21 protein-coding genes and 1 tRNA gene are annotated in these 19,666 nt (G+C 44.1%); 7 read left to right on the forward strand and 15 right to left on the reverse strand.

From position 1 onward, the window contains the following. Positions 1–32: 32 nt before the first annotated feature. The gene (locus L2096_RS01445; protein ID WP_004939231.1) at positions 33–458 is read right to left on the reverse strand and encodes a hypothetical protein; all 426 of its coding nucleotides are present in this window, start codon (positions 456–458) and stop codon (positions 33–35) included. A gap of 236 nt (positions 459–694) precedes the next feature. On the opposite strand from L2096_RS01445, the gene L2096_RS01450 reads away from it, so the two are divergent. Further along, positions 695–770: transfer RNA gene (locus L2096_RS01450), tRNA-Asn, on the forward strand. An 89-nt stretch (positions 771–859) separates the two neighbouring features. On the opposite strand, the gene L2096_RS01455 is transcribed toward L2096_RS01450, so the two are convergent. The 10 genes from L2096_RS01455 to L2096_RS01500 all read right to left on the reverse strand — a co-directional run bounded on the left by L2096_RS01455 (position 860) and on the right by L2096_RS01500 (position 8,689). Next, positions 860–1,516, reverse strand: coding sequence for a MiaE family protein (locus tag L2096_RS01455; RefSeq protein WP_004939234.1), 657 nt, complete (start codon positions 1,514–1,516; stop codon positions 860–862). A gap of 10 nt (positions 1,517–1,526) precedes the next feature. Further along, entirely contained in the window at positions 1,527–2,252 is a 726-nt protein-coding gene (gene pdxJ, locus L2096_RS01460) for a pyridoxine 5'-phosphate synthase (protein WP_048764761.1), read from the reverse strand. A 13-nt stretch (positions 2,253–2,265) separates the two neighbouring features. Next, positions 2,266–2,976 carry a DNA repair protein RecO gene (recO, locus tag L2096_RS01465; RefSeq protein ID WP_250364747.1) on the reverse strand — a complete coding sequence of 237 codons (711 nt, stop codon included), beginning with the start codon at positions 2,974–2,976 and terminating at the stop codon, positions 2,266–2,268. 11 nt (positions 2,977–2,987) lie between these two features. Beyond that, on the reverse strand, positions 2,988–3,182 hold the full coding sequence (locus tag L2096_RS01470) for an NF038104 family lipoprotein (protein ID WP_004939242.1): 195 nt from the start codon (positions 3,180–3,182) through the stop codon (positions 2,988–2,990). 15 nt (positions 3,183–3,197) lie between these two features. Then, entirely contained in the window at positions 3,198–4,226 is a 1,029-nt protein-coding gene (gene era / locus L2096_RS01475; protein WP_171063765.1) for a GTPase Era, read from the reverse strand. 11 nt (positions 4,227–4,237) lie between these two features. After that, positions 4,238–4,930 (reverse strand): ribonuclease III, encoded by a 693-nt coding sequence (gene rnc, locus L2096_RS01480; RefSeq protein ID WP_004939248.1) that lies wholly within the window; start codon positions 4,928–4,930, stop codon positions 4,238–4,240. Then, positions 4,902–5,276, reverse strand: a complete 375-nt coding sequence (locus L2096_RS01485; protein WP_004948629.1) for a DUF4845 domain-containing protein — start codon at positions 5,274–5,276, stop codon at positions 4,902–4,904. The genes rnc and L2096_RS01485 overlap by 29 nt, the downstream gene beginning before the upstream one ends. A gap of 24 nt (positions 5,277–5,300) precedes the next feature. Next, entirely contained in the window at positions 5,301–6,128 is an 828-nt protein-coding gene (gene lepB, locus L2096_RS01490) for a signal peptidase I (RefSeq protein WP_250364748.1), read from the reverse strand. 16 nt (positions 6,129–6,144) lie between these two features. Then, positions 6,145–7,962: a translation elongation factor 4 gene (gene lepA / locus L2096_RS01495; RefSeq protein WP_004939257.1), complete on the reverse strand. Its 1,818-nt coding sequence runs from the start codon at positions 7,960–7,962 to the stop codon at positions 6,145–6,147. Positions 7,963–8,224: 262 nt separating this feature from the next. Beyond that, positions 8,225–8,689 (reverse strand): acyl-CoA thioesterase, encoded by a 465-nt coding sequence (locus L2096_RS01500; protein ID WP_004939260.1) that lies wholly within the window; start codon positions 8,687–8,689, stop codon positions 8,225–8,227. 124 nt (positions 8,690–8,813) lie between these two features. Between L2096_RS01500 and L2096_RS01505 the strand changes: the two genes are divergently transcribed. Next, positions 8,814–10,220 (forward strand): glutamine synthetase family protein, encoded by a 1,407-nt coding sequence (locus L2096_RS01505; protein ID WP_502801280.1) that lies wholly within the window; start codon positions 8,814–8,816, stop codon positions 10,218–10,220. Between the two features lie 83 nt (positions 10,221–10,303). Here the strand turns inward: L2096_RS01505 and L2096_RS01510 are convergent, their stop codons facing one another. After that, entirely contained in the window at positions 10,304–11,686 is a 1,383-nt protein-coding gene (locus tag L2096_RS01510) for a Do family serine endopeptidase (RefSeq protein ID WP_151815474.1), read from the reverse strand. A 223-nt stretch (positions 11,687–11,909) separates the two neighbouring features. Between L2096_RS01510 and nadB the strand changes: the two genes are divergently transcribed. Continuing rightward, positions 11,910–13,550, forward strand: a complete 1,641-nt coding sequence (gene nadB / locus L2096_RS01515) for an L-aspartate oxidase (protein WP_119025927.1) — start codon at positions 11,910–11,912, stop codon at positions 13,548–13,550. A gap of 21 nt (positions 13,551–13,571) precedes the next feature. On the opposite strand, the gene tmk is transcribed toward nadB, so the two are convergent. From tmk to pabC, 3 genes are read right to left on the reverse strand one after another with little or no spacing between them, the layout of a single operon-like run. After that, a complete protein-coding gene (gene tmk, locus L2096_RS01520) occupies positions 13,572–14,180 on the reverse strand; it encodes a dTMP kinase (RefSeq protein WP_004939272.1) in 609 nt (202 codons plus the stop codon). A 9-nt stretch (positions 14,181–14,189) separates the two neighbouring features. Next, the gene (mltG, locus tag L2096_RS01525) at positions 14,190–15,254 is read right to left on the reverse strand and encodes an endolytic transglycosylase MltG (protein WP_004948639.1); all 1,065 of its coding nucleotides are present in this window, start codon (positions 15,252–15,254) and stop codon (positions 14,190–14,192) included. Between the two features lies 1 nt (position 15,255). Continuing rightward, the gene (gene pabC, locus L2096_RS01530) at positions 15,256–16,068 is read right to left on the reverse strand and encodes an aminodeoxychorismate lyase (RefSeq protein ID WP_250364750.1); all 813 of its coding nucleotides are present in this window, start codon (positions 16,066–16,068) and stop codon (positions 15,256–15,258) included. 172 nt (positions 16,069–16,240) lie between these two features. On the opposite strand from pabC, the gene L2096_RS01535 reads away from it, so the two are divergent. The 4 genes from L2096_RS01535 to cysW all read left to right on the forward strand — a co-directional run bounded on the left by L2096_RS01535 (position 16,241) and on the right by cysW (position 19,665). Then, on the forward strand, positions 16,241–17,242 hold the full coding sequence (locus L2096_RS01535) for a sulfate ABC transporter substrate-binding protein (RefSeq protein ID WP_004948643.1): 1,002 nt from the start codon (positions 16,241–16,243) through the stop codon (positions 17,240–17,242). 22 nt (positions 17,243–17,264) lie between these two features. Beyond that, positions 17,265–17,870 (forward strand): alpha/beta hydrolase, encoded by a 606-nt coding sequence (locus tag L2096_RS01540; protein ID WP_055414515.1) that lies wholly within the window; start codon positions 17,265–17,267, stop codon positions 17,868–17,870. A gap of 74 nt (positions 17,871–17,944) precedes the next feature. Continuing rightward, positions 17,945–18,778: a sulfate ABC transporter permease subunit CysT gene (gene cysT, locus L2096_RS01545; RefSeq protein WP_004939286.1), complete on the forward strand. Its 834-nt coding sequence runs from the start codon at positions 17,945–17,947 to the stop codon at positions 18,776–18,778. After that, a complete protein-coding gene (gene cysW, locus L2096_RS01550; protein ID WP_250364751.1) occupies positions 18,775–19,665 on the forward strand; it encodes a sulfate ABC transporter permease subunit CysW in 891 nt (296 codons plus the stop codon). The genes cysT and cysW overlap by 4 nt, the downstream gene beginning before the upstream one ends. Position 19,666 lies beyond the last annotated feature (1 nt).

The following is a 19,666-nucleotide window of genomic DNA, read 5'->3' on the forward strand; positions in this document are numbered from 1 at the left end:
CGCTCATCATATAGCTTTATACAGCATTTTGCTTAGCTATAACGCTTAGGGCGTGATAGTGTCAAATAATGACAATAATACGGAAAGGTATGATCAATCTCGATCTGCTTTACCTGCTGATCTTGTGTGCTCCATGCATAGGCATAAGCAGGAGAAAATAAACCGCTACGCTCAATAGAAAACAAAAACAATGAGTTATCCCAGCTTTCAGACGCACGTTCCCACAAGTGATCCGCTGAATCATGTAGCAATTTAACCTGATGCTCAGTCCATTTATCGCCAAACCAGAGTTGCAATAAATCACCTAAATAGATTTTTTCTTGACTAAAAACGGCAAAATGAATGTGCGCGTCGGTGACATTTTGATAATACTGCTGAGGATCGCGAATAATGTCGAGATAGTTTTTTTGATAGAAAGCGAAATCAGAAAAGATTTGTTCAATTTGAAGAGTCGGCATGATATAGCCCTCCGGTTTAGCCATTTAGTGCTGGCAAGTTGGTTAAATCCACACTGTTCAGATGACCATCTGAACGTTCTCTTATATAAAACATAACAGTGATTTTCGTGCCGTGCAAGCAAAATTGATAATTTGAGCCAGTTTGCTCAAATAAGAAACATACACACTAAAAATGAAACAAAGATGACAAATTTGGCTTGACCCCTGTCAAAATCTCCTTATAATCGCATTCAGATTCTCCCATAGCTCAGTCGGTAGAGCGACGGACTGTTAATCCGCAGGTCCCTGGTTCGAGCCCAGGTGGGAGAGCCAAATATCAAAAAGCCCGCAGCATTAAAGCGGGCTTTTTTTTGCCTAAAAATCGCTATAAAAAAACCTCTTATGCAAAGAGGTTTTTTATTTTAAGCAGCCTGTGCTTCTGGTACGCCACTATGAAAACGAAACACTTTATCTGCTGAGAGAATGAGGTTTTTTTCTACTTCACGAATTTGCACAATGCGCTGTTGAATATCCTCTTCAGGGTTCTTCATTTTTGCCGTTTGTGCAACCTCTAAAGCCAGTGCCAGATAGTCCTCAAAATGCCGAGATTCAGACTTGAGTAGATATCGGTAGTAACGCCCTAATTCGTCATCGACATGCGGTGCCAAGGCATGAAAACGCTCACACGAACGCGCTTCAACAAAAGCACCAATGATTAAAACATCAATGAGTGCTTCTGGCTCATAGGTTCTAATTTGTTTGCGAAGTTCACCCGCATAGCGCCCTGCACTGACCGCCTTCCATTCCTGCCCACGTTTTTTCATCAACTCGAGCACTTGCTCGTAGTGCAACATTTCTTCACGCACCAGTTGCGCCAGCTTCACCTGTAAATCTGTAAAAAAGCTGTAGCGGAACATCAAATTCATGGCTGTTCCTGCTGCTTTTTTTTCACAATTGGCGTGATCTTGCATTAATAATTCAAGATTATTGAGCGCTTCGTTCAACCATGCTTGAGGTGTTTGACACCCCAAGAATTCAATTACAGGTTGCATCAGTTCATCATAGTTTGGACTTGACATCTTGACTCACTTATCCTGCCGCTTGAATCGCAGCCTTCATTTGCTTTACAGCTTGCTCAAGTCCAACAAAGACACTATCTGCAATAATCGAATGACCAATATTCAATTCATGAATCTGCGGGATCGCAGCGATCGGAGTAATGTTCTCTAAATTCAGGCCATGCCCTGCATTTACCACCAGCCCTTTGCTTGCAGCATATTCAGCACCACGTACAATCCGCTCTAGCTCGGCACGCTGTTGTTGCTCACTGCTTGCATCGGCATAGGCGCCTGTATGCAGTTCAATCGTCGGCGCACCACAGGCAATGGCAGCATCAATCTGGGCAACATCGGCATCGATAAATAACGACACATCACACCCTATGGCAGTTAATTCAGCTGTCGCTGCTTTCACTTTTTCAAAATTCCCCAGAACATCTAGCCCACCTTCTGTGGTGACTTCCTGACGTCGCTCCGGAACAAAGCAAACATGTTGAGGTTGAATTTCCTTGGCAAATGCAATCATTTCATCTGTCACTGCAAGCTCAAGGTTCATACGTGTTTTAAGCACTGGACGCATACGACGTACGTCGTCATCTTGAATATGACGGCGGTCTTCACGCAAATGCAGTGTAATGCCCTCGGCACCTGCTTGCTCACACACCAGTGCAGCCTGTACAGGATCTGGATAAACGGTTCCTCTAGCCTGTCTCAAAGTTGCGACATGATCGATATTGACGCCAAGCAAAGCAGCCATACAAACATCCTATTTATGAACGAGATTGAGTATTTTGAATCCACAATTGGCGACTTTTTAATGGTCGGTCTCCCAAAAGGGATGTAATCATCTTACGGTATAGTTTACCTAATAATTGTAATTGGTCGGGAGAAAATTCGTTCCCGATTTGATAATTCTGCATGCAGCCAATCAATTGCCCAGACAAGGTCGACTGGGTGTGCTGTAAAACAGGCATAAAGCCTTCTGTAGACTGAAACTGATAGTGCGCTAACGGATTAATCGGTTGCTGATTAGCATCGATTTCAAAATCGATGGCATAGCCCAGCTCTTGCAATAACACATGCTCAAACTGCCTTAAAATCTGTTTCAGGTAATGACTCGGTGCCTGTTGCTGATGCAAATGTTGTAATTGCAGCAAAGTGTGCTGATAGTGCCGGAAAGTTTCTGGCATAGGCTCTTCTAGCGGGCATAAACGCAGTAAAACTTCGTTGAGATAAAATCCGGCAAAAAATGCATCGCCCTGAAAGAAAACCGGAAAGTTTAAAATTTCGAGCTTGGTAAAATTTTTTAAGTCACCTTTGCCTGTGGCTTGCAAGGTAAGAGGCTGATACTGCGGAGGAGGATTTTGCCGAAGAATACCATCGATACGACCGTATTCTTCGCTAAACAAATGCACGATATGACTTTTTTCACGATAACGCCGGTGATGAATCAGATAACCATGAAGGACTTGGTTTCGCATAAAAACGCAAACTAATCCTTCTTGGCTGAGTCTTTATCGTCATCCCCATCGGGAATCACGGCACCCACCACCGCAGCAGTACCTTTAACCACCCCTTTGGTGGTTTTGTAGGCCACCTTGACAGGAACAGTCACAATCTTGGTAATACAGCCTTGAAGCATCAACACGCAACCCAGCAGAACAACACAGCGAATCATGACTGTCATCGACATTACTCTTGTTTAAATATCACTATAGCCCAAGCTTTTCAGCGCACGCTCATCATCAGACCAGCCACCTTTGACTTTCACCCAAAGCGTGAGCATGATTTTTTGTTCAAACATTTTTTCCATGTCTGTACGTGCTTCCATACCAATCCGTTTGAGTTTAGCGCCTTTGTCACCAATCACAATGGCTTTTTGTCCAGCACGCTCAACAAAAATGGTCGCATCGATATAGGTACAAGCAGGCTTCATACGGCCAGTCTTTTCACTTATCGCCGGTTCTTCGGTTTTAAATGATTCAATCTGCACCGTCAAATCGTATGGCAATTCTTCACCAAGCTGACGCATGATTTTTTCGCGAATAATTTCGCTGGCCAAGAAACGCTCTGAACGGTCGGTCACTTGATCAAAAGAATACAATGGCGGTTGAAACGGCAGGTATTTTTCAATGATGTCACGTAAATGATCTAGATTTGCACCACGAAGCGCAGAAACAGGAATAATTTCTGCAAAGTTCATGAGCTTTGCGCGCTCTTGAATGAGAGGCAGCAAGCTGCGTTTTTCTTCTACGGTATCAATTTTGTTGATCACCATAATGACCGGCATATCTGCGTTTTTGAGCTTTTCAAGCACAAGATCGTCATTTTGAGTCCATTTGTGACCATCGACCACAAATAGCACCAAGTTCACGTCACGCAGTGCAGAGTGCGCTGCACGATTCATCATCTTGTTGATCGCACGCACTTCTTTTTTATGCATACCCGGTGTATCGACATACACCGCTTGAGATTTCTCGCGTGAATCGATTCCCACAATTTTATGACGTGTGGTTTGCGGTTTACGTGAAGTAATCGAAAGTTTTTGACCCAACAAATGGTTCATTAATGTGGATTTACCCACATTTGGACGCCCAACAATTGCAACAAAGCCGCTACGGAAGTCGGAAGGTATCTCGACACCGGCGGAACTAAAAAATTGATCAATCAGATTTGGGGATTGATTTTCATCATTATCATGTGAATCTGGATTAATTTGATCAGAATGCATCGACATGCAAATTACTGCTCCAATAACTTTAAAATTTCTGCCGCAGCTGCTTGCTCAGCAAAACGGCGGCTCGAGCCCTCACCTAAAACATTTGGTAGCCCGGCTACCACACATTCTACTTTAAAGTGCTGGTGAGGGGCATCCCCTTGAATATCCACAACCTCGTAAACAGGGAGAGGTTTTTTACGTGCTTGTAAATACTCTTGTAAACGCGACTTCGGATCTTTTAACTGATCTGTCGGTTCGATATGATCCAGATAGGGTACATACCAGTTTAAAACAATTTTGTTTAACAAATTTAAATCGGCGCTATCGACATAAATTGCACCGATAATCGCTTCGACCGTATCGGCCAGAATTGATTCGCGATGATGCCCACCCGATTTTAATTCACCTGTGCTTAAAATTAAACAGCGACTCAGTTTCAAATCATTTGCGATTTTACCAAGCGCTTCTTGACGCACCAAGGTCGCACGCATGCGCGTTAAGCGACCTTCATTTTCATGCGGATAAGTCTGATACAAATAATTGGCAATGATCATACCCAACAGCGAGTCGCCCAAAAACTCAAGGCGCTCGTAGTTGTACTTGTGACTAACAGATCGATGCGTGAGTGCGAGCTGAAGTAATTCCAACTGCTTAAACTCGTATCCGATCCGACTCTGTAATCTTGGATCACTGAGCTTGGACTGCGTTTTGTTCAAAATTTTTCTCAAATTTTATAACTAAATCAATATTAAACAAGAACGGTCTTCTTACTTCATATTGTTTGCTAACGCGTAAACCACCTTTGTTCGTTACCTTTGCAATCTCGTTAAATCGAACGTCACGTACACTGTTCATGTCTAAACGCTGATTCATCTGGGTCACAAATTTATCGACCGCGATATTGCGAGGAGATTCACGCATTAAGGCGTCGATCTGGTTATTGATGATTCGATCATCCCAATAAGCCGGAGCAACTGCCACTGCTGCTTTAAGTACTAAAGCAAAGACAATAATCCCCAAAAAAACACCTAAATACGAAGCACCCCATTGAGACTTGCGCATTTGTTGTTGTCCTAATTTCTAATTTTAGTCAATTGTACCATTTCGGTTGAAGGATGGAATCTTAAAGCCAGGTTCTTTATGCATCCAAATATAGAATGCACGCCCAGTCAGATTCTCTTCAGGTACAAATCCCCAAAAGCGACTATCTGCACTCTGATCACGGTTATCGCCCATGGCAAAGTAATGCCCTTTTGGTACCGTAACTTCCCAGTACATTCCGTCTTCAGCGGCATATTTACCGTTGTCGATGTAATTGATAAACGGCGCTTGGCGTGCAATGTTTACCCCTTCAAGCTCACGCATGGTAAAGGTATGCTCACCCAAGGTCTCTTTATGATAAATCGAGGTTGGAGTGTCTAAACTGTCTTTTTCACGACTAAAATGAGTCGCAACTTTAGGTACTTTCTGACCATTAATGCTTAACTGACCATGGTCGTAGACAATATGATCGCCCGGCAGACCAACCACACGCTTGATGTAGCTGATGGTCGGTTGTGGTGGATAACGAAATACAATCACATCACCGCGTTTTGGCTCACCTACATCAAGAATTTTGGTGTTTACGATCGGAAGACGAACACCATAGTCGTATTTATTGACCAGAATAAAGTCGCCAGTTTCAAGGGTAGGCACCATTGAATCAGACGGAATATTAAACGGTTCAATAATAAACGAGCGAAGCACTAAAACCACGGCCAGCACTGGCCAGAAGTCGTACGCCCAAGTAATGATAAAATTTTCGCTTCCCCGTCCTTTGGTTACACGTTGCTTAAACACCAACTTGTCGAGAAGCCACACCAAGAAAAAAATGAGCGTGACAGGAACGAGAATTAAATTAAAATCAAAATCCATGGGCGAGTCCTAAAGGTTATCTCTCTACTTTTAATACAGCTAGAAACGCTTCTTGTGGGATTTCAACACTTCCCACCTGCTTCATACGTTTCTTACCTTCTTTTTGTTTCGCAAGCAATTTCTTCTTACGCGAAACGTCACCACCATAACACTTCGCCAATACATTCTTACGCATGGCTTTTACGGTTGAGCGCGCAATAATTTGAGCACCAATGGCCGCTTGAATTGCCACGTCAAACATCTGACGAGGAATCAAGTCTTTCATTTTTTCAACCAGTGCAATACCACGGTGACGCGCATCCTGACGGTGACAGATCATGGCCAATGCATCGACCTTTTCACTATTAATTAACACGTCTACCTTAACCAGAGATGAACTTTCAAAACGGACAAAGTTGTAATCGAGTGATGCGAAACCACGTGAGCAAGATTTTAAGCGGTCGAAAAAGTCCATGACCACTTCAGCCATTGGAATTTCGAACGTCACCGACACTTGGTTGCCCAAGAATTTCATGTCTTTTTGTACACCACGGCGCTCAATACATAACGTCATAACGTTACCCAGATATTCTTGAGGCACCAGAATATGACATTCTGCAATCGGTTCGCGGAGGTCTTCTACCGTGCTGGCATCTGGCATTTTAGACGGGCTGTCAATATAAATCGTATCGCCTTTTTTGGTCAGTGCTTCATACACTACGGTTGGTGCAGAGCTGATCAGGTCTAAATCGTATTCACGCTCAAGTCGCTCTTGTACGATTTCCATGTGCAGCATGCCCAAGAAACCACAGCGGAAACCAAACCCAAGCGCATCAGAACTTTCAGGCTCGAAAAATAATGCCGAGTCATTAATTTGAAGTTTCTGCAATGCTTCACGGAACGGTTCAAAATCGCTTGAATCGATTGGAAATAATCCCGCATAGACCTGTGGTTTAACCTTTTTAAACCCTGGCAAAGTTTTAACTTCTGGCGTTGCAGAAAGTGTGATGGTATCACCTACCGGCGCACCAAAGATGTCTTTAATCCCCGCAATCACAAAGCCTACTTCACCCGCTTCAAGCATGTCAGTTTCGGTATGTTTTGGATTGAATACACCCACAGAGGTGACTGGATGCACCTGACCGGTCGACTTAACCAGCATTTTGTCGCCCTTACGGATACGACCTTGCTTGATACGTACCAAGGAAACAACGCCTAAGTAGTTGTCAAACCATGAATCGATAATCAGTGCTTGTAGTGGCGCGTCACGATCACCTTCTGGTGCTGGAATCACATCGACCAAGCGCTCAAGCACACCTTCAACCCCAAGACCAGTTTTTGCTGAACAAGTCGGTGCTTCAGTGGCTTCAATACCAATAATTTCTTCAATTTCGTGAATAACGCGTTCTGGCTCGGCCTGTGGCAAATCAATCTTGTTGAGAATCGGTAAAACTTCTAAGCCCTGCTCAATTGCGGTATAGCAGTTGGCAACAGATTGCGCCTCAACACCTTGTGCTGCATCGACCACCAAAAGTGCACCTTCACATGCTGCAAGTGAACGTGACACTTCGTATGAAAAGTCGACGTGTCCTGGTGTATCAATAAAGTTGAGTTGATATTCTTGTCCATTCGGATGCGTGTAATACAAGGTTACCGATGCCGCTTTAATGGTAATTCCACGTTCCCGCTCAAGTTCCATTGAATCCAATACCTGAGCTTGCATTTCACGATCTTGCAAGCCACCGCACATTTGAATAAAACGGTCAGCAAGTGTCGATTTGCCGTGATCGATGTGTGCAATGATCGAGAAGTTACGAATATTTTTGATATCAACGGATTTTTTAGCCGATGCCATAGATTACTCTGAAAAAAAGTACACCTTAAAGCGCAATACTGAACATAGCATGCAAGGTGTAAAAAGGACTGTCCTGAATTGCTGCACAGTATAAGCAACCAGACACCAAAAATATAGTGCGATCCGGCGCATTTCACAAAGTAATCGAAATGGGTCAAGAGCGTTGCATCTTGAGCCACGCCTACCTTATTCACTTAAACCGCTGTTCTATGACATCTCTTTAACATGCACTGATATCCCATCAGATCAATCAATCGCGCAGTTATGGAGACGGATGAACTGCGTAACACATCGTAAAGTCGATCGGATTAATGTCCTTCGATAAAGGCTGATACGCTTGAGTAAACGTCGGAGACATGCGTTTAGGTCGGCCTGAACTCATCTCGATGCAGGCCCATTTGGTTTTCGCTACAAACAAGATTGTCTGATCTTTAGGGCGATAAAATACGTACTGGCGTGATAGGTACAAACTATCGAGTGCATCTAACCATGTGCGTAAAATCAGTTCATCTCCTTCAAACGCGGCCTTACGATACTGGACATGATGCTCCACCGCCACCATGGCATGATTAAGCTGTTGATACTGTTTTAATCCAAGCCCCAGTGCATTGACATGCTTACTGGCCACATCTTGCATCCACTGCACATAAACTACATTGTTCACATGACCCAGTTGATCAATGTGTTCAGCGCTCACCGTCAGAGCCAAATCAAAAATTGCACTCATCTTTTGTCCGTTATTGTCATTGAAAAAGTTACGCAGAATTTACGTTACATCTTGCTGTGCTTCATCTACGCTTTTGAGCACGATACAAAGATAGGTTTAAAACATGAGTAGCCTGATCGTTTCAATGTCAAAGCAAACCCCACGTCGCTTTTCAGTGAGCTCATTGCCCATTGACCTTGAAGCGCCTACCACCGCACATTCTAAAAATAACAGCTCTGCGTTTTTGCAGGAAGTCGAAGAATACCTGAAACGCTATCCAAATACACAACATATTGATGTATGCCTGCACGATCTCAATGGTCATATTCGTGGCAAACGCATCGATATCAACAGCCTGCGACAACTCGATAAAGGCTGCTATTTCCCCCTATCGGTCTATGCCATGAATCTAGATGGAAAAGTCAATGAAGAGACGGGTTTAGGTAAATATATTGGCGAGCCAGACCGATTATGCCGTCCTATTTTAGGGAGTTTAAAACCCGCAGCGATTCAACCTGAATTCAATGCTCAGGTGTATGTTTCAATGCAAGATGACACGCTAATAGACTGTCCCTATGAACCTCGGAATGTGCTCAAGAAAATTGTCAATCAGCTACATGCTGAGCAGTATTATCCAGTGATGTCGGCCGAGCTTGAGTTTTATTTGTTTGATATCACCGCCCGCTCACATGATGCCCTGCTCAGTAATCAAAGCTTTGATATGGACATGCCTGAACGAGATTTACAGGTGCTGCAAGAAATTGAACGAATTGCGAAATTACAGTCGATTCCCATTACAGGCCTAGTCGCAGAATCTGCCATGAGCCAATATGAGATCAATATTCTACATCGTCCTGATATTCTGACCTTGTGTGATCAGATCCTGTCGTTAAAACGTATTGTTAAGCAGGTCGCCAAACAATTTCATATGCAGGCCTGTTTCTTGGCAAAACCCGATTTGCATCAGGCTGGAAGTGGCATGCATTTTCATCTGAGTATCTGCGATTCAAATTTGCAAAATCGCTTTCGTACCTCTTCGCCAGATCAACCCTGCAATGCATTACAACAAGCCATTAGTGGATTGGTCGATTTAATGCCTGCTTCCATGGCAATTTTAGCACCCAACATCAATTCTTATCGTCGTTTTCAACCCGGCCAGCATGTGCCTATGGAAGCCAACTGGAATATCAATAACCGCAATGTGGCCATCCGCATTCCCTGTGCAGATGCAGAGAATCAACGGCTCGAATATCGGGTAGCTGGTGCAGACTGTAATCCCTATTTAACCGTAGCGGTGATTTTAACGGGAATTTTACATGGTATAGAGCACTCACTGGAAATGCCTAAACCTTCCCACCAAATCAAGCAGCTTCACGAACATATTTTTTTACCTCAGCAGCAACTAGATGCACTTGATCGGTTTAAAAATAATACAACACTCCAGCACTATCTAGGTCGAGAGTTTTGCGAGCTCTGGCACACCTTAAAGTACGCCGAACATCAACACGTTTATCAGCAAATCACCAGTGCCGAAAAAGCATGGGACTTATAATAATAACAACACGTTTAAAACAACAAAAAGCCAGAAGCAGATGCTTCTGGCTTCAAATTAAGTACGTTTTAACATTGTGCCGATTAGTTAATACGTAAACCCAACATGGCGCGTTGCCCTTGACGAATCAGTGAAATGCGAGCAACCGAATTTTTAGGAAGCGCAGCAACCGCTCTGGCAAACTCGCTGGTATTGTTAATTCGAGTTGAATTGATTTGAACAATCACGTCTCCCGGCATTAAGTTTGAGCGCGAAGCCAAACCGCCACGGGTCACATCCTGCACAAAAATACCGCCCGAAATATCCAGACGCGCTTGTTCATCGGTGGTTAGGTTACGAATTGCCATACCCAATACCGGCCCGTTTTGTGCAGCCGCTTTTTCAGAAGTTGCAGGTGTATCGTCTGGTGCTGTGGTGAGCGTAGCCGCAACATTCATTGGCTTACCGTCTCGAAGGATTTCCAATTGAATCACCTGTTTCGGCATGGTTCGATTCAGATAATTCAGTAGCTCAGAAGTGCGTGAAATCGGGTTGCCATTATATTTCATAATAATGTCCCCTGCCTTTAAACCAACCTTGGACGCAGGTGAACCCGGTGTAACCTGATTAATCAGCGAGCCCTCAGGTTTTGGCAAGTTGTAGGCATCGGCAAGATTCCGGTCAATATCTTGTAGCATTACACCCAAATACGAACGTGTGACTTTGCCCTTGGTTTTTAATTGCTGTGCAACGTCCATTGCCACATCAATTGGAATGGAGAACGACAACCCCATATAACCGCCTGTACCGCTGAAAATTCTGGAATTGACCCCGACCACTTCACCTTGCTGATTAAATAGTGGGCCGCCTGAGTTGCCCGGATTTAATGCTACATCGGTCTGGATAAAGGGCACTGAGGTTTCGCCCACCATATTGCGTGATTTTGCACTGACAATCCCCGCAGATGCCGAATAATCAAAACCAAACGGCGAACCAATTGCTAAAACAGGCTGTCCTACTTTCAGCTGATCGACATTACCAATTTTTAATGCAGGAAAATTCGCACCATCAACTTTCAATAAAGCCACATCGGTACGTTCATCACTTCCAACCACTTTGGCATCAATTTCACGACGATCATTTAACGTGATGGTAATGCGTGATGCATCCTCAACCACATGATGATTGGTGAGCAAGTAGCCATCCTTGCTGATAAAAAATGCACTGCCGTATCCCGTTTTTTCTTGCGGTGCCTGCTGCTGTGGAATAATGACCTGATTTCCAAAAAAACGGCGTAGGATTTCAGGAACTTGCTGCTGTAATAGCTCCTCTTGCGTCATTTTCTTAACGACACTGACACTGACCACCGCCGGACTGACTTGCTCGACCAGATTGGAAAAGTCCACAGGTGCTGCTGCATTTACCTGTGCAGCTGCCACGGTAAACGTCACCGCATACAATCCTTTTTTTAAATAACTATTACGCATCACAAATTACACCTACACAATTCGCTTCAATCGTTTTGTTTTTATCATAAGATTTTTAGACATTTCGTAATAATATGTTTAATTAGTGGTGGCAAAACAAGACCTTAGTTTTCCGTTACAAAAATGAAATATGATTGAAATTTTTATTCACCTCAAACCGGTCGAAGTCTTGCCTTTTTTGCAAAAAAGCGTTGTTATTATCAGACTTTTTTAAAATTAGCTGATGGACATGTCTAATTTAAATTCTACGCATCAGTTTGATGTGATTATTGTGGGCAGTGGCGGAGCCGGCTTAAGTCTCGCACTTTCACTTCCGAGCCATTTCAATATTGCGATTTTGGCCAAATCTTCTCTCACTGAAGCCAGCACATTTTATGCGCAAGGCGGCGTAGCTGCTGTACTCGATAAAACCGACTCTATTCAACAACACATCGACGACACTATGGTTGCTGGTGCGCACCTGTGTGAATTAGATGCGGTCAAGCAAACCGTGGAAGGCGGACGTCCATCCGTTGATTTCTTATTAAAACAAGGGGTTGAGTTTACTCTCGATGAAGATGCACAGCTTCACCTGACCCGTGAAGGTGGACACTCGCAGCGTCGTATTATTCATGCAGCCGATGCAACCGGAAAGGCCATTTCGACCACATTAGTGCAGCGTGCACAAGAGGCACCCAATCTCACAATTTTTGAAAATTTCGTCGCCATTGATGTGATTAGCCTGCATAAGCTTGGACACACAGATCAACCCAATCGTGCAGTAGGTTTATACGCACTTGAAGAAGCAACAGATCGAATCCATACATTTTTGGCGCCTTTTACCGCATTGGCTTGCGGTGGTGCCATGAAGGCTTATCTGTATACGTCTAACCCGGATATTGCAACGGGTGACGGGATTGCGATGGCCTATCGTGCAGGTTGCAGGGTTGCCAATATGGAATTCAACCAGTTTCATCCCACCTGTTTGTATCATCCACAAGCACGCTCATTTCTGATTACTGAAGCCATGCGCGGTGAAGGTGCCTACTTACGTTTACCCGATGGTGAACGTTTTATGCTTCGATTTGATTCACGTGCAGAATTGGCGCCACGCGACGTTGTGGCGCGTGCGATCGATTTTGAGATTAAACGACTCGGTATTCGTCACGTCTGGCTCGACATTACCCATAAGCCGGCAGCATTTATTCAGGAGCATTTTCCCACCCTGTATGCGCGCTTACTGGAACTGGGCATCGATATTACCACGGACATGATTCCAGTCGTACCGGCTGCACATTATACCTGTGGGGGTGTGGTGGTCGACGAAAACAGTCAGACCGATCTTGAAGGGCTATATGCGATTGGTGAAACATCGTACACCGGATTGCATGGTGCAAACCGTATGGCCAGTAATTCACTGCTTGAATGCTTTGTTTATGGGATGGGCGCAGCATCTGATATTGAGCGAAAATTTACTCAACCGTTTGATTTTCCAGATGTGCCTGCATGGGACGACTCACAAGTGACCAATGCCGATGAAGATGTGGTGATTTTACAAAACTGGGATGAGCTACGTTCAACCATGTGGAATTATGTGGGGATTGTTAGAACAACCAAGCGTCTACAGCGTGCACTGCATCGCATCGAAATGCTTAAAAGTGAAATTACCGAATATTATCAAGATTACCGCGTCAGCAAGAATTTGATTGAACTACGGAATTTGGTATTGGTGTCCGAGATGATTGTACGCTGTGCCATGCAGCGCAAAGAATCACGCGGCTTACATTACACACTGGACTATCCAGAGCTTGGCTCAGAACTTCGAAAAACGGTGCTCACTCCACCTCATTTTGAAGTGGAGCAACCGCTCGTCAATCTGGCATAAAGGCCTAGCACGAATCTAAAGTCAGATTCGTGCTTCTAAATGCTCGAGCGCAGCTTCAAATACTCGATCTGGCGCTTGTGTCGCATCCAGACGCTTGACGCGTTCTGGATATTGCAGGCTCAACTCTTCATAACCTGCACGAACACGACTAAAAAAAGTCATTTTTTCTTGTTCAAAACGATCCAGCTCTCCACGCTCGCGCGCACGCGACATCCCCAGCTCAATCGGTGCATCTAACCAGAAGGTCAGCTCAGGCATACAATTGACAAAGGTTTGATTCAAAATCGAGAGTTTGTCTTTACTTAAACCACGGCCAGCACATTGATAAGCATAGCTGGCATCGGTAAAACGATCGCTCAGAACCAGTTTCCCCTGTTTCAATGCAGGCTGAATGACTTCTTGAATATGCTGCGCACGCGCCGCGTACATTAGCAATAGTTCAGTGTCTGAACTCATACTTTCGCTATGATTAACAGCAAGCAGTAAACTGCGAATCTGTTCTGCAAGCGGTGTCCCTCCCGGTTCACGGGTAAGTACCACCTGCTGACCGGCTGCCTCAAAATATTCGTACAGCTTACGAATTAGCGTGGTTTTTCCTACACCTTCCGTGCCTTCAAAACTAATAAACATTCAAATACCTTAATTTTTCGATCTTAACACGGACAAATACTGTTGAACCGCTTGATTGTGCTCCTGCAAAGTCGCACTAAATTTATGCCCGCCGTTGCCAGTAGCAACAAAATAAATATTGTCAGAATTGTCTGGATGCATGGCAGCCTCAATGGCTTTTTTACCCGGCAATGCAATTGGGGTTGGTGGTAATCCGGCCATGGTGTATGTGTTATAGGCAGTAGGTGTTCGCAAATCCTGACGGGTAATATTGCCGGTATAGCGCTCACCCATACCGTAAATAACAGTCGGATCTGTTTGCAATCGCATACCCAATTTTTGACGACGTACAAACACGCCCGAAACTTGACGTAACTCTGAATCCAAACTGGTTTCTTTTTCAATAATCGAGGCCATAATCAACGCCTCATATTTATTTTTATATGGCAGACCCGGTGCTCGCTTTTGCCATGCCTCATCTAAGGTTTTCATTTGATAGCGATACAAATCGGTCAGGATTTTTTTATCCGACTCACCTTTGGCAAAAAAATAGGTGTTTGGTGCAAATAGTCCTTCAGGATGATCGTACGGAATATCCAGAGCCTTCAACATTTCTTGTTGCGGTAAATTGACCACGCTTTTTTCAACCAAAGGATCTTTTTTGAGAATCTCGACCAACTGTTTAAAAGTGGTACCTTCAATCACCAAAATACGGTTCATTTGCGCATTATCGGCATTTGAGAGCATTGCCAGAACTTGTCGAATACTCATGCCCTGCTGAATTTCATACACGCCTGCTTTTAAACTGTCATGAATAAAAAACTTTTGATAAATTTTCAAAACGATTGGCAAGCTGACTTTTTCATCACGACCCAGACGGTCGATAAATCGCGTGTAGGTATCACCGGGAGCAATCGACAGCATTTGTTTTTTACCTTCGATTGGGTAGGCACGAAACAAATTACTCCATAGCACCCAAAACATGGCCACTAAGATGATCAATAGTACCCATGTGAAACGATGTTTTTTCCACCCCGAAGAAGGCAGTTTTTGCGATGTGTTTTTAGATTTCGGCTTTGTGGGCTGCTTCGACATATCAATCAATCTGATTCAGTTTAAGAGTGTGGAAAAGTGTCAAACATGCCTCGGTACTTAAAGATCGCGAATGCATCCGCGAGGCAATGGTCATCGGATGAAGCGTATTACAAAAAAATAGCGCCTGAACCTGATCGAGTTCATCGAGATGAATCTGACGTTCAAGAATATCGATACCGGCCTGTTGGGCCCGATCCAAAATTTCAGTTCGCATTAAACCGCGAACGCCATTATAGCGAAGTTCGGGCGTAATCCATGCGTTATTTAAGTAAATAAAGCAGTTACTGCTTACGCCTTCAACAATATTCCCGTTTAAATCTGCCACCAATGCTTCTGCCCAGCCGTATTGATCTGCCTGCTGCTTGAGCAAGACTTGTTCGAGTCGATTGAGCGTTTTAACGCCGACCATATCTGGCATGGTCAATCCGATACGGCGTGGCAAAAGACCGACTTCTACATGCTGCGGTGCGGTGTCACTATAGGCTTGCGGATAGAAAAATACATACAGATCCGCATTGTGATCTGGAACGCTATAGCCTCGTGGGCCTTCACCCCGACTGATCAAAAGTTTCAGCGTTCCAGTGAGCACTATCTCCTGATGAGTCAGTTGCTGTAGGCTTTGCTCAATCAGCTTTAAATCAACATTTAATCCCAATTGCTGGCAGGCATAGTTCAAGCGCTCATAATGTCGATTGGCCAGTTGAATCTGCCCTTTCACAATGCGTGCTGTCGAAAAACACCCATCCCCATATTGAAATGCGCGATCCTGTAAAGCAACAGACGCAACGGGTTGAGCATTTTTAAAGCACCACATAGGCAATTTCTCTATTTTTAGGCAGCTTAGTGTAAAACCGAACCATAAAAATGATGCATTTTCTTATTTCTTTTTTATTCATATAAAATTCATTTTTTATTATTTTTTATGGATAGTAACTCATTGTATTCTCCTTTTTAGATTTAGAACTAACCTATTTAAGGATATGAATATGCGATTTGCACAGTTAAAAATTGGGGTACTGGCTGCATTAATCTCCGTTTCTTCATTTGCAGCAAAAGACTTTTTAAATGTGTCTTATGACCCAACACGTGAACTCTACGAAAACTTCAATAAAGAGTTCGGTGCGTACTGGAAACAACGTACTGGTCAAGAGATTAACTTTAAACAATCACACGGAGGTTCTGGCAAACAAGCACGTGCAGTGATTGATGGGTTGCAAGCCGATGTGGTTACCCTTGCTTTGGCTGCTGATATCGATGAAATTGCCGATAAAGCAAAACTACTACCACCCGACTGGCAAAAGAAATTTCCAAATAACTCAACACCATATACCTCAACGATTGTATTTCTAGTCCGTAAAGGTAACCCAAAAGGTATTAAAGACTGGAGCGACATTACCAAGCCTGGTGTCGAAATTATTACGCCAAATCCAAAAACCTCAGGTGGTGCACGCTGGAACTACTTAGCGGCATGGGCATGGGCAAAACATAAATATGGTTCAGACGCCAAAGCACGCGATTTTGTGCGCCAAATTTACAAACAGACCAAAGTGCTTGATTCAGGTGCTCGTGGTGCGACCACAACCTTTGCTGAGCGCGGTATTGGCGATGTGTTATTGGCATGGGAAAACGAAGCTTATCTGGCGGTACGTGAACAACCCGGCAAGTTTGAAATTATTACGCCTTCGCTTTCAATTTTAGCTGAACCACCTGTGGCAATTGTAGAAAAGAATGTTCAAAAAGATGGCAACGAAAACCTAGCGAAAGCTTATCTAAACTTCTTGTATTCACCAAAAGGCCAAGATATCGCGGCGAAAAACTTTTATCGCCCACGTGATCAAAATATTTTGAAACGCTATAGCGGCACCTTTAAGCCACTCAAACTGGTCACGATTGATCAAGAGTTTGGCGGCTGGAAAAAAGTACAAAAGGCACACTTTAGTAATGGCGGCGTCTTTGACCAAATTGTCAAAGAAAATAGCGCAAAATAATTGAGCGTTCAGGAGCATGACAATGGTTCATACAGTAATTGTTCCGGGTGTTGGTGGTAGTGAACAACATCATTGGCAGTCATGGTTACAACGTCAACTGCAGTCATGCTCACGTGTCGAACAAGCCGATTGGCATCGACCTGTACTTTCTGAATGGGTAGAACAACTGGCGAAGCATGTACGCTCAATTCATGGACCAGTACAACTGGTGGCGCATAGTTTTGGCTGTTTAACCAGTTTGGCGGCTTTGAAAGAGCATCCAGATCTGACGCACAAGATCAAGCATTTGACCTTGGTTGCACCCGCGAATCCAGCGCGTTTTGGAGATGCAGGATTCGCCAGAGACAGCACCAACAATTATTTAGCCTATTTTGAATCACTTAGACCAATCGTTCGAACACAGTTGTTGATGAGTGAAAATGATCCGTGGCTACATGTGCAAGATGCACAGCATCTTGCACACTGCTGGAAGTTAAAGGCCGTCAGCCTAGGCCATGTTGGTCATATCAATGTGGCTTCGGGTTTCGGTCCTTTTCCAGAAATATTTGACTACATTCTCCCAGAAAAACAGCGTACTGGATCTGTACGTGCGCGTTACAGCAATCGATTTTTTGGCTTTGCACTGTAAATCAATGTTGGGATTAAGATTTTTTATTTTTCGTTTGCTTGATTGAGCAAACCTGCTCTTTTTCAGGAGTTACCATGTCGCAGCGATCCCGAGTGCTGCCAGGGTTTGGTCTTTCACTGGGCTTTACCCTTGCATATTTATCTTTAATCGTGCTTATTCCATTATCTGCCGTTTTTATCAAATCTCTGGGTGTGGGATGGGATGGACTCTGGGAGATCCTGAGTTCAGAGCGCATTCTTAAATCTTTGCAACTCAGTTTTACGACTGCCATGATTGCCGCGCTCATTAATGTAGTGTTTGGCTTGCTTCTGGCATGGTGCTTGGTGCGCTATAGCTTTCCGGGTAAACGTATTGTCGATGCGTTGGTGGATTTACCATTTGCCTTACCTACTGCGGTTGCAGGTATTGCCCTCACCTCGCTATACGCTTCGACTGGCTGGGTGGGTCAGTATCTTGAGCCGCTTGGTATTAAGGTTGCGTATACACCGATTGGCATTACCCTCGCTTTGGTGTTCATTGGATTACCTTTTGTAGTACGTACTGTGCAGCCGGTTTTAAGCGATATCGAAACCGAACTTGAGGAAGCTGCATCGGCTCTGGGTGCCAACCGTTTTCAAATTATCACCAAAATTATTTTGCCCATTTTATTTCCAGCCTTACTCACCGGTTTTGCCTTAGCGTTTGCACGTGGCGTGGGTGAATATGGTTCAGTAATTTTTATTGCTGGCAACCAACCTTTTAAAACAGAAATCGCACCACTAATGATTATCTCCAGACTCGAAGAATATGACTATGAGGCTGCAACCACAATTGCGGTCGTGATGCTGGTGATTTCCTTTGTGATCTTGTTTGCGATCAATCTTTTACAAGCATGGGCGAGCCGCCGTACCGGGAGAACAGTCAAATGAGCTTAGTCACCGATAGCCATTTACTGGCAGAAAAGCTTCAAAGCCGTGATGCCACACGCGAGCCCAAGTGGGTTCGTTATACGCTGCTGAGTATTGCGTTACTGTTCTTTTTAAGCTGCCTGATTCTGCCCCTTATTTTGGTCTTTGTAGAAGCATTTCGACAAGGTGTCGAGGTATATATCAATGCACTGATTAATCCAGACACTTTATCGGCAGTCAAGCTAACCTTGCTTACGGCAGCAATTGCGGTACCACTCAATGTCATCTTTGGTGTGGCAGCAGCATGGGCTGTGGCAAAATTTCAATTTGCCGGAAAATCGATACTCACGACCTTAATCGATTTACCGTTTTCAGTTTCACCTGTAATTGCAGGTTTGATGCTGGTCCTGATCTTTGGTATGCAAGGCTGGTTCGGGCCATGGTTTATGGATCATGACATCAAGATATTGTATGCCGTACCTGCGATTGTATTGGCTACTGTTTTTATTACCGTACCTTTTGTGGCACGTGAGCTGATTCCTTTAATGGAAGCGCAAGGCACTGAAGAAGAAGAAGCGGCGATGGTTTTGGGTGCATCGGGCTGGCAGACCTTTTGGAAAGTGACCTTACCCAACATCAAATGGGGCTTAATTTACGGTGTGATCTTGTGTAATGCACGCGCGATGGGTGAGTTTGGTGCAGTTTCTGTGGTTTCAGGACATATCCGCGGTGAAACCAATACTTTGCCACTGCATGTCGAGATTTTATACAACGAATACACCTTTAGTGCCGCTTTTGCCGTGTCTTCACTGTTGGCGCTGCTGGCGATTGTGACCCTGATTTTAAAAACATGGGTGGAAGTGCGTCAGGAAAAACAAAACAAACAACATGATTCAACTTCATCTTGAG

The sequence above is a fragment of the Acinetobacter sp. ACZLY 512 genome, assembly GCF_023614015.1.
Classification (GTDB): domain Bacteria; phylum Pseudomonadota; class Gammaproteobacteria; order Pseudomonadales; family Moraxellaceae; genus Acinetobacter; species Acinetobacter soli.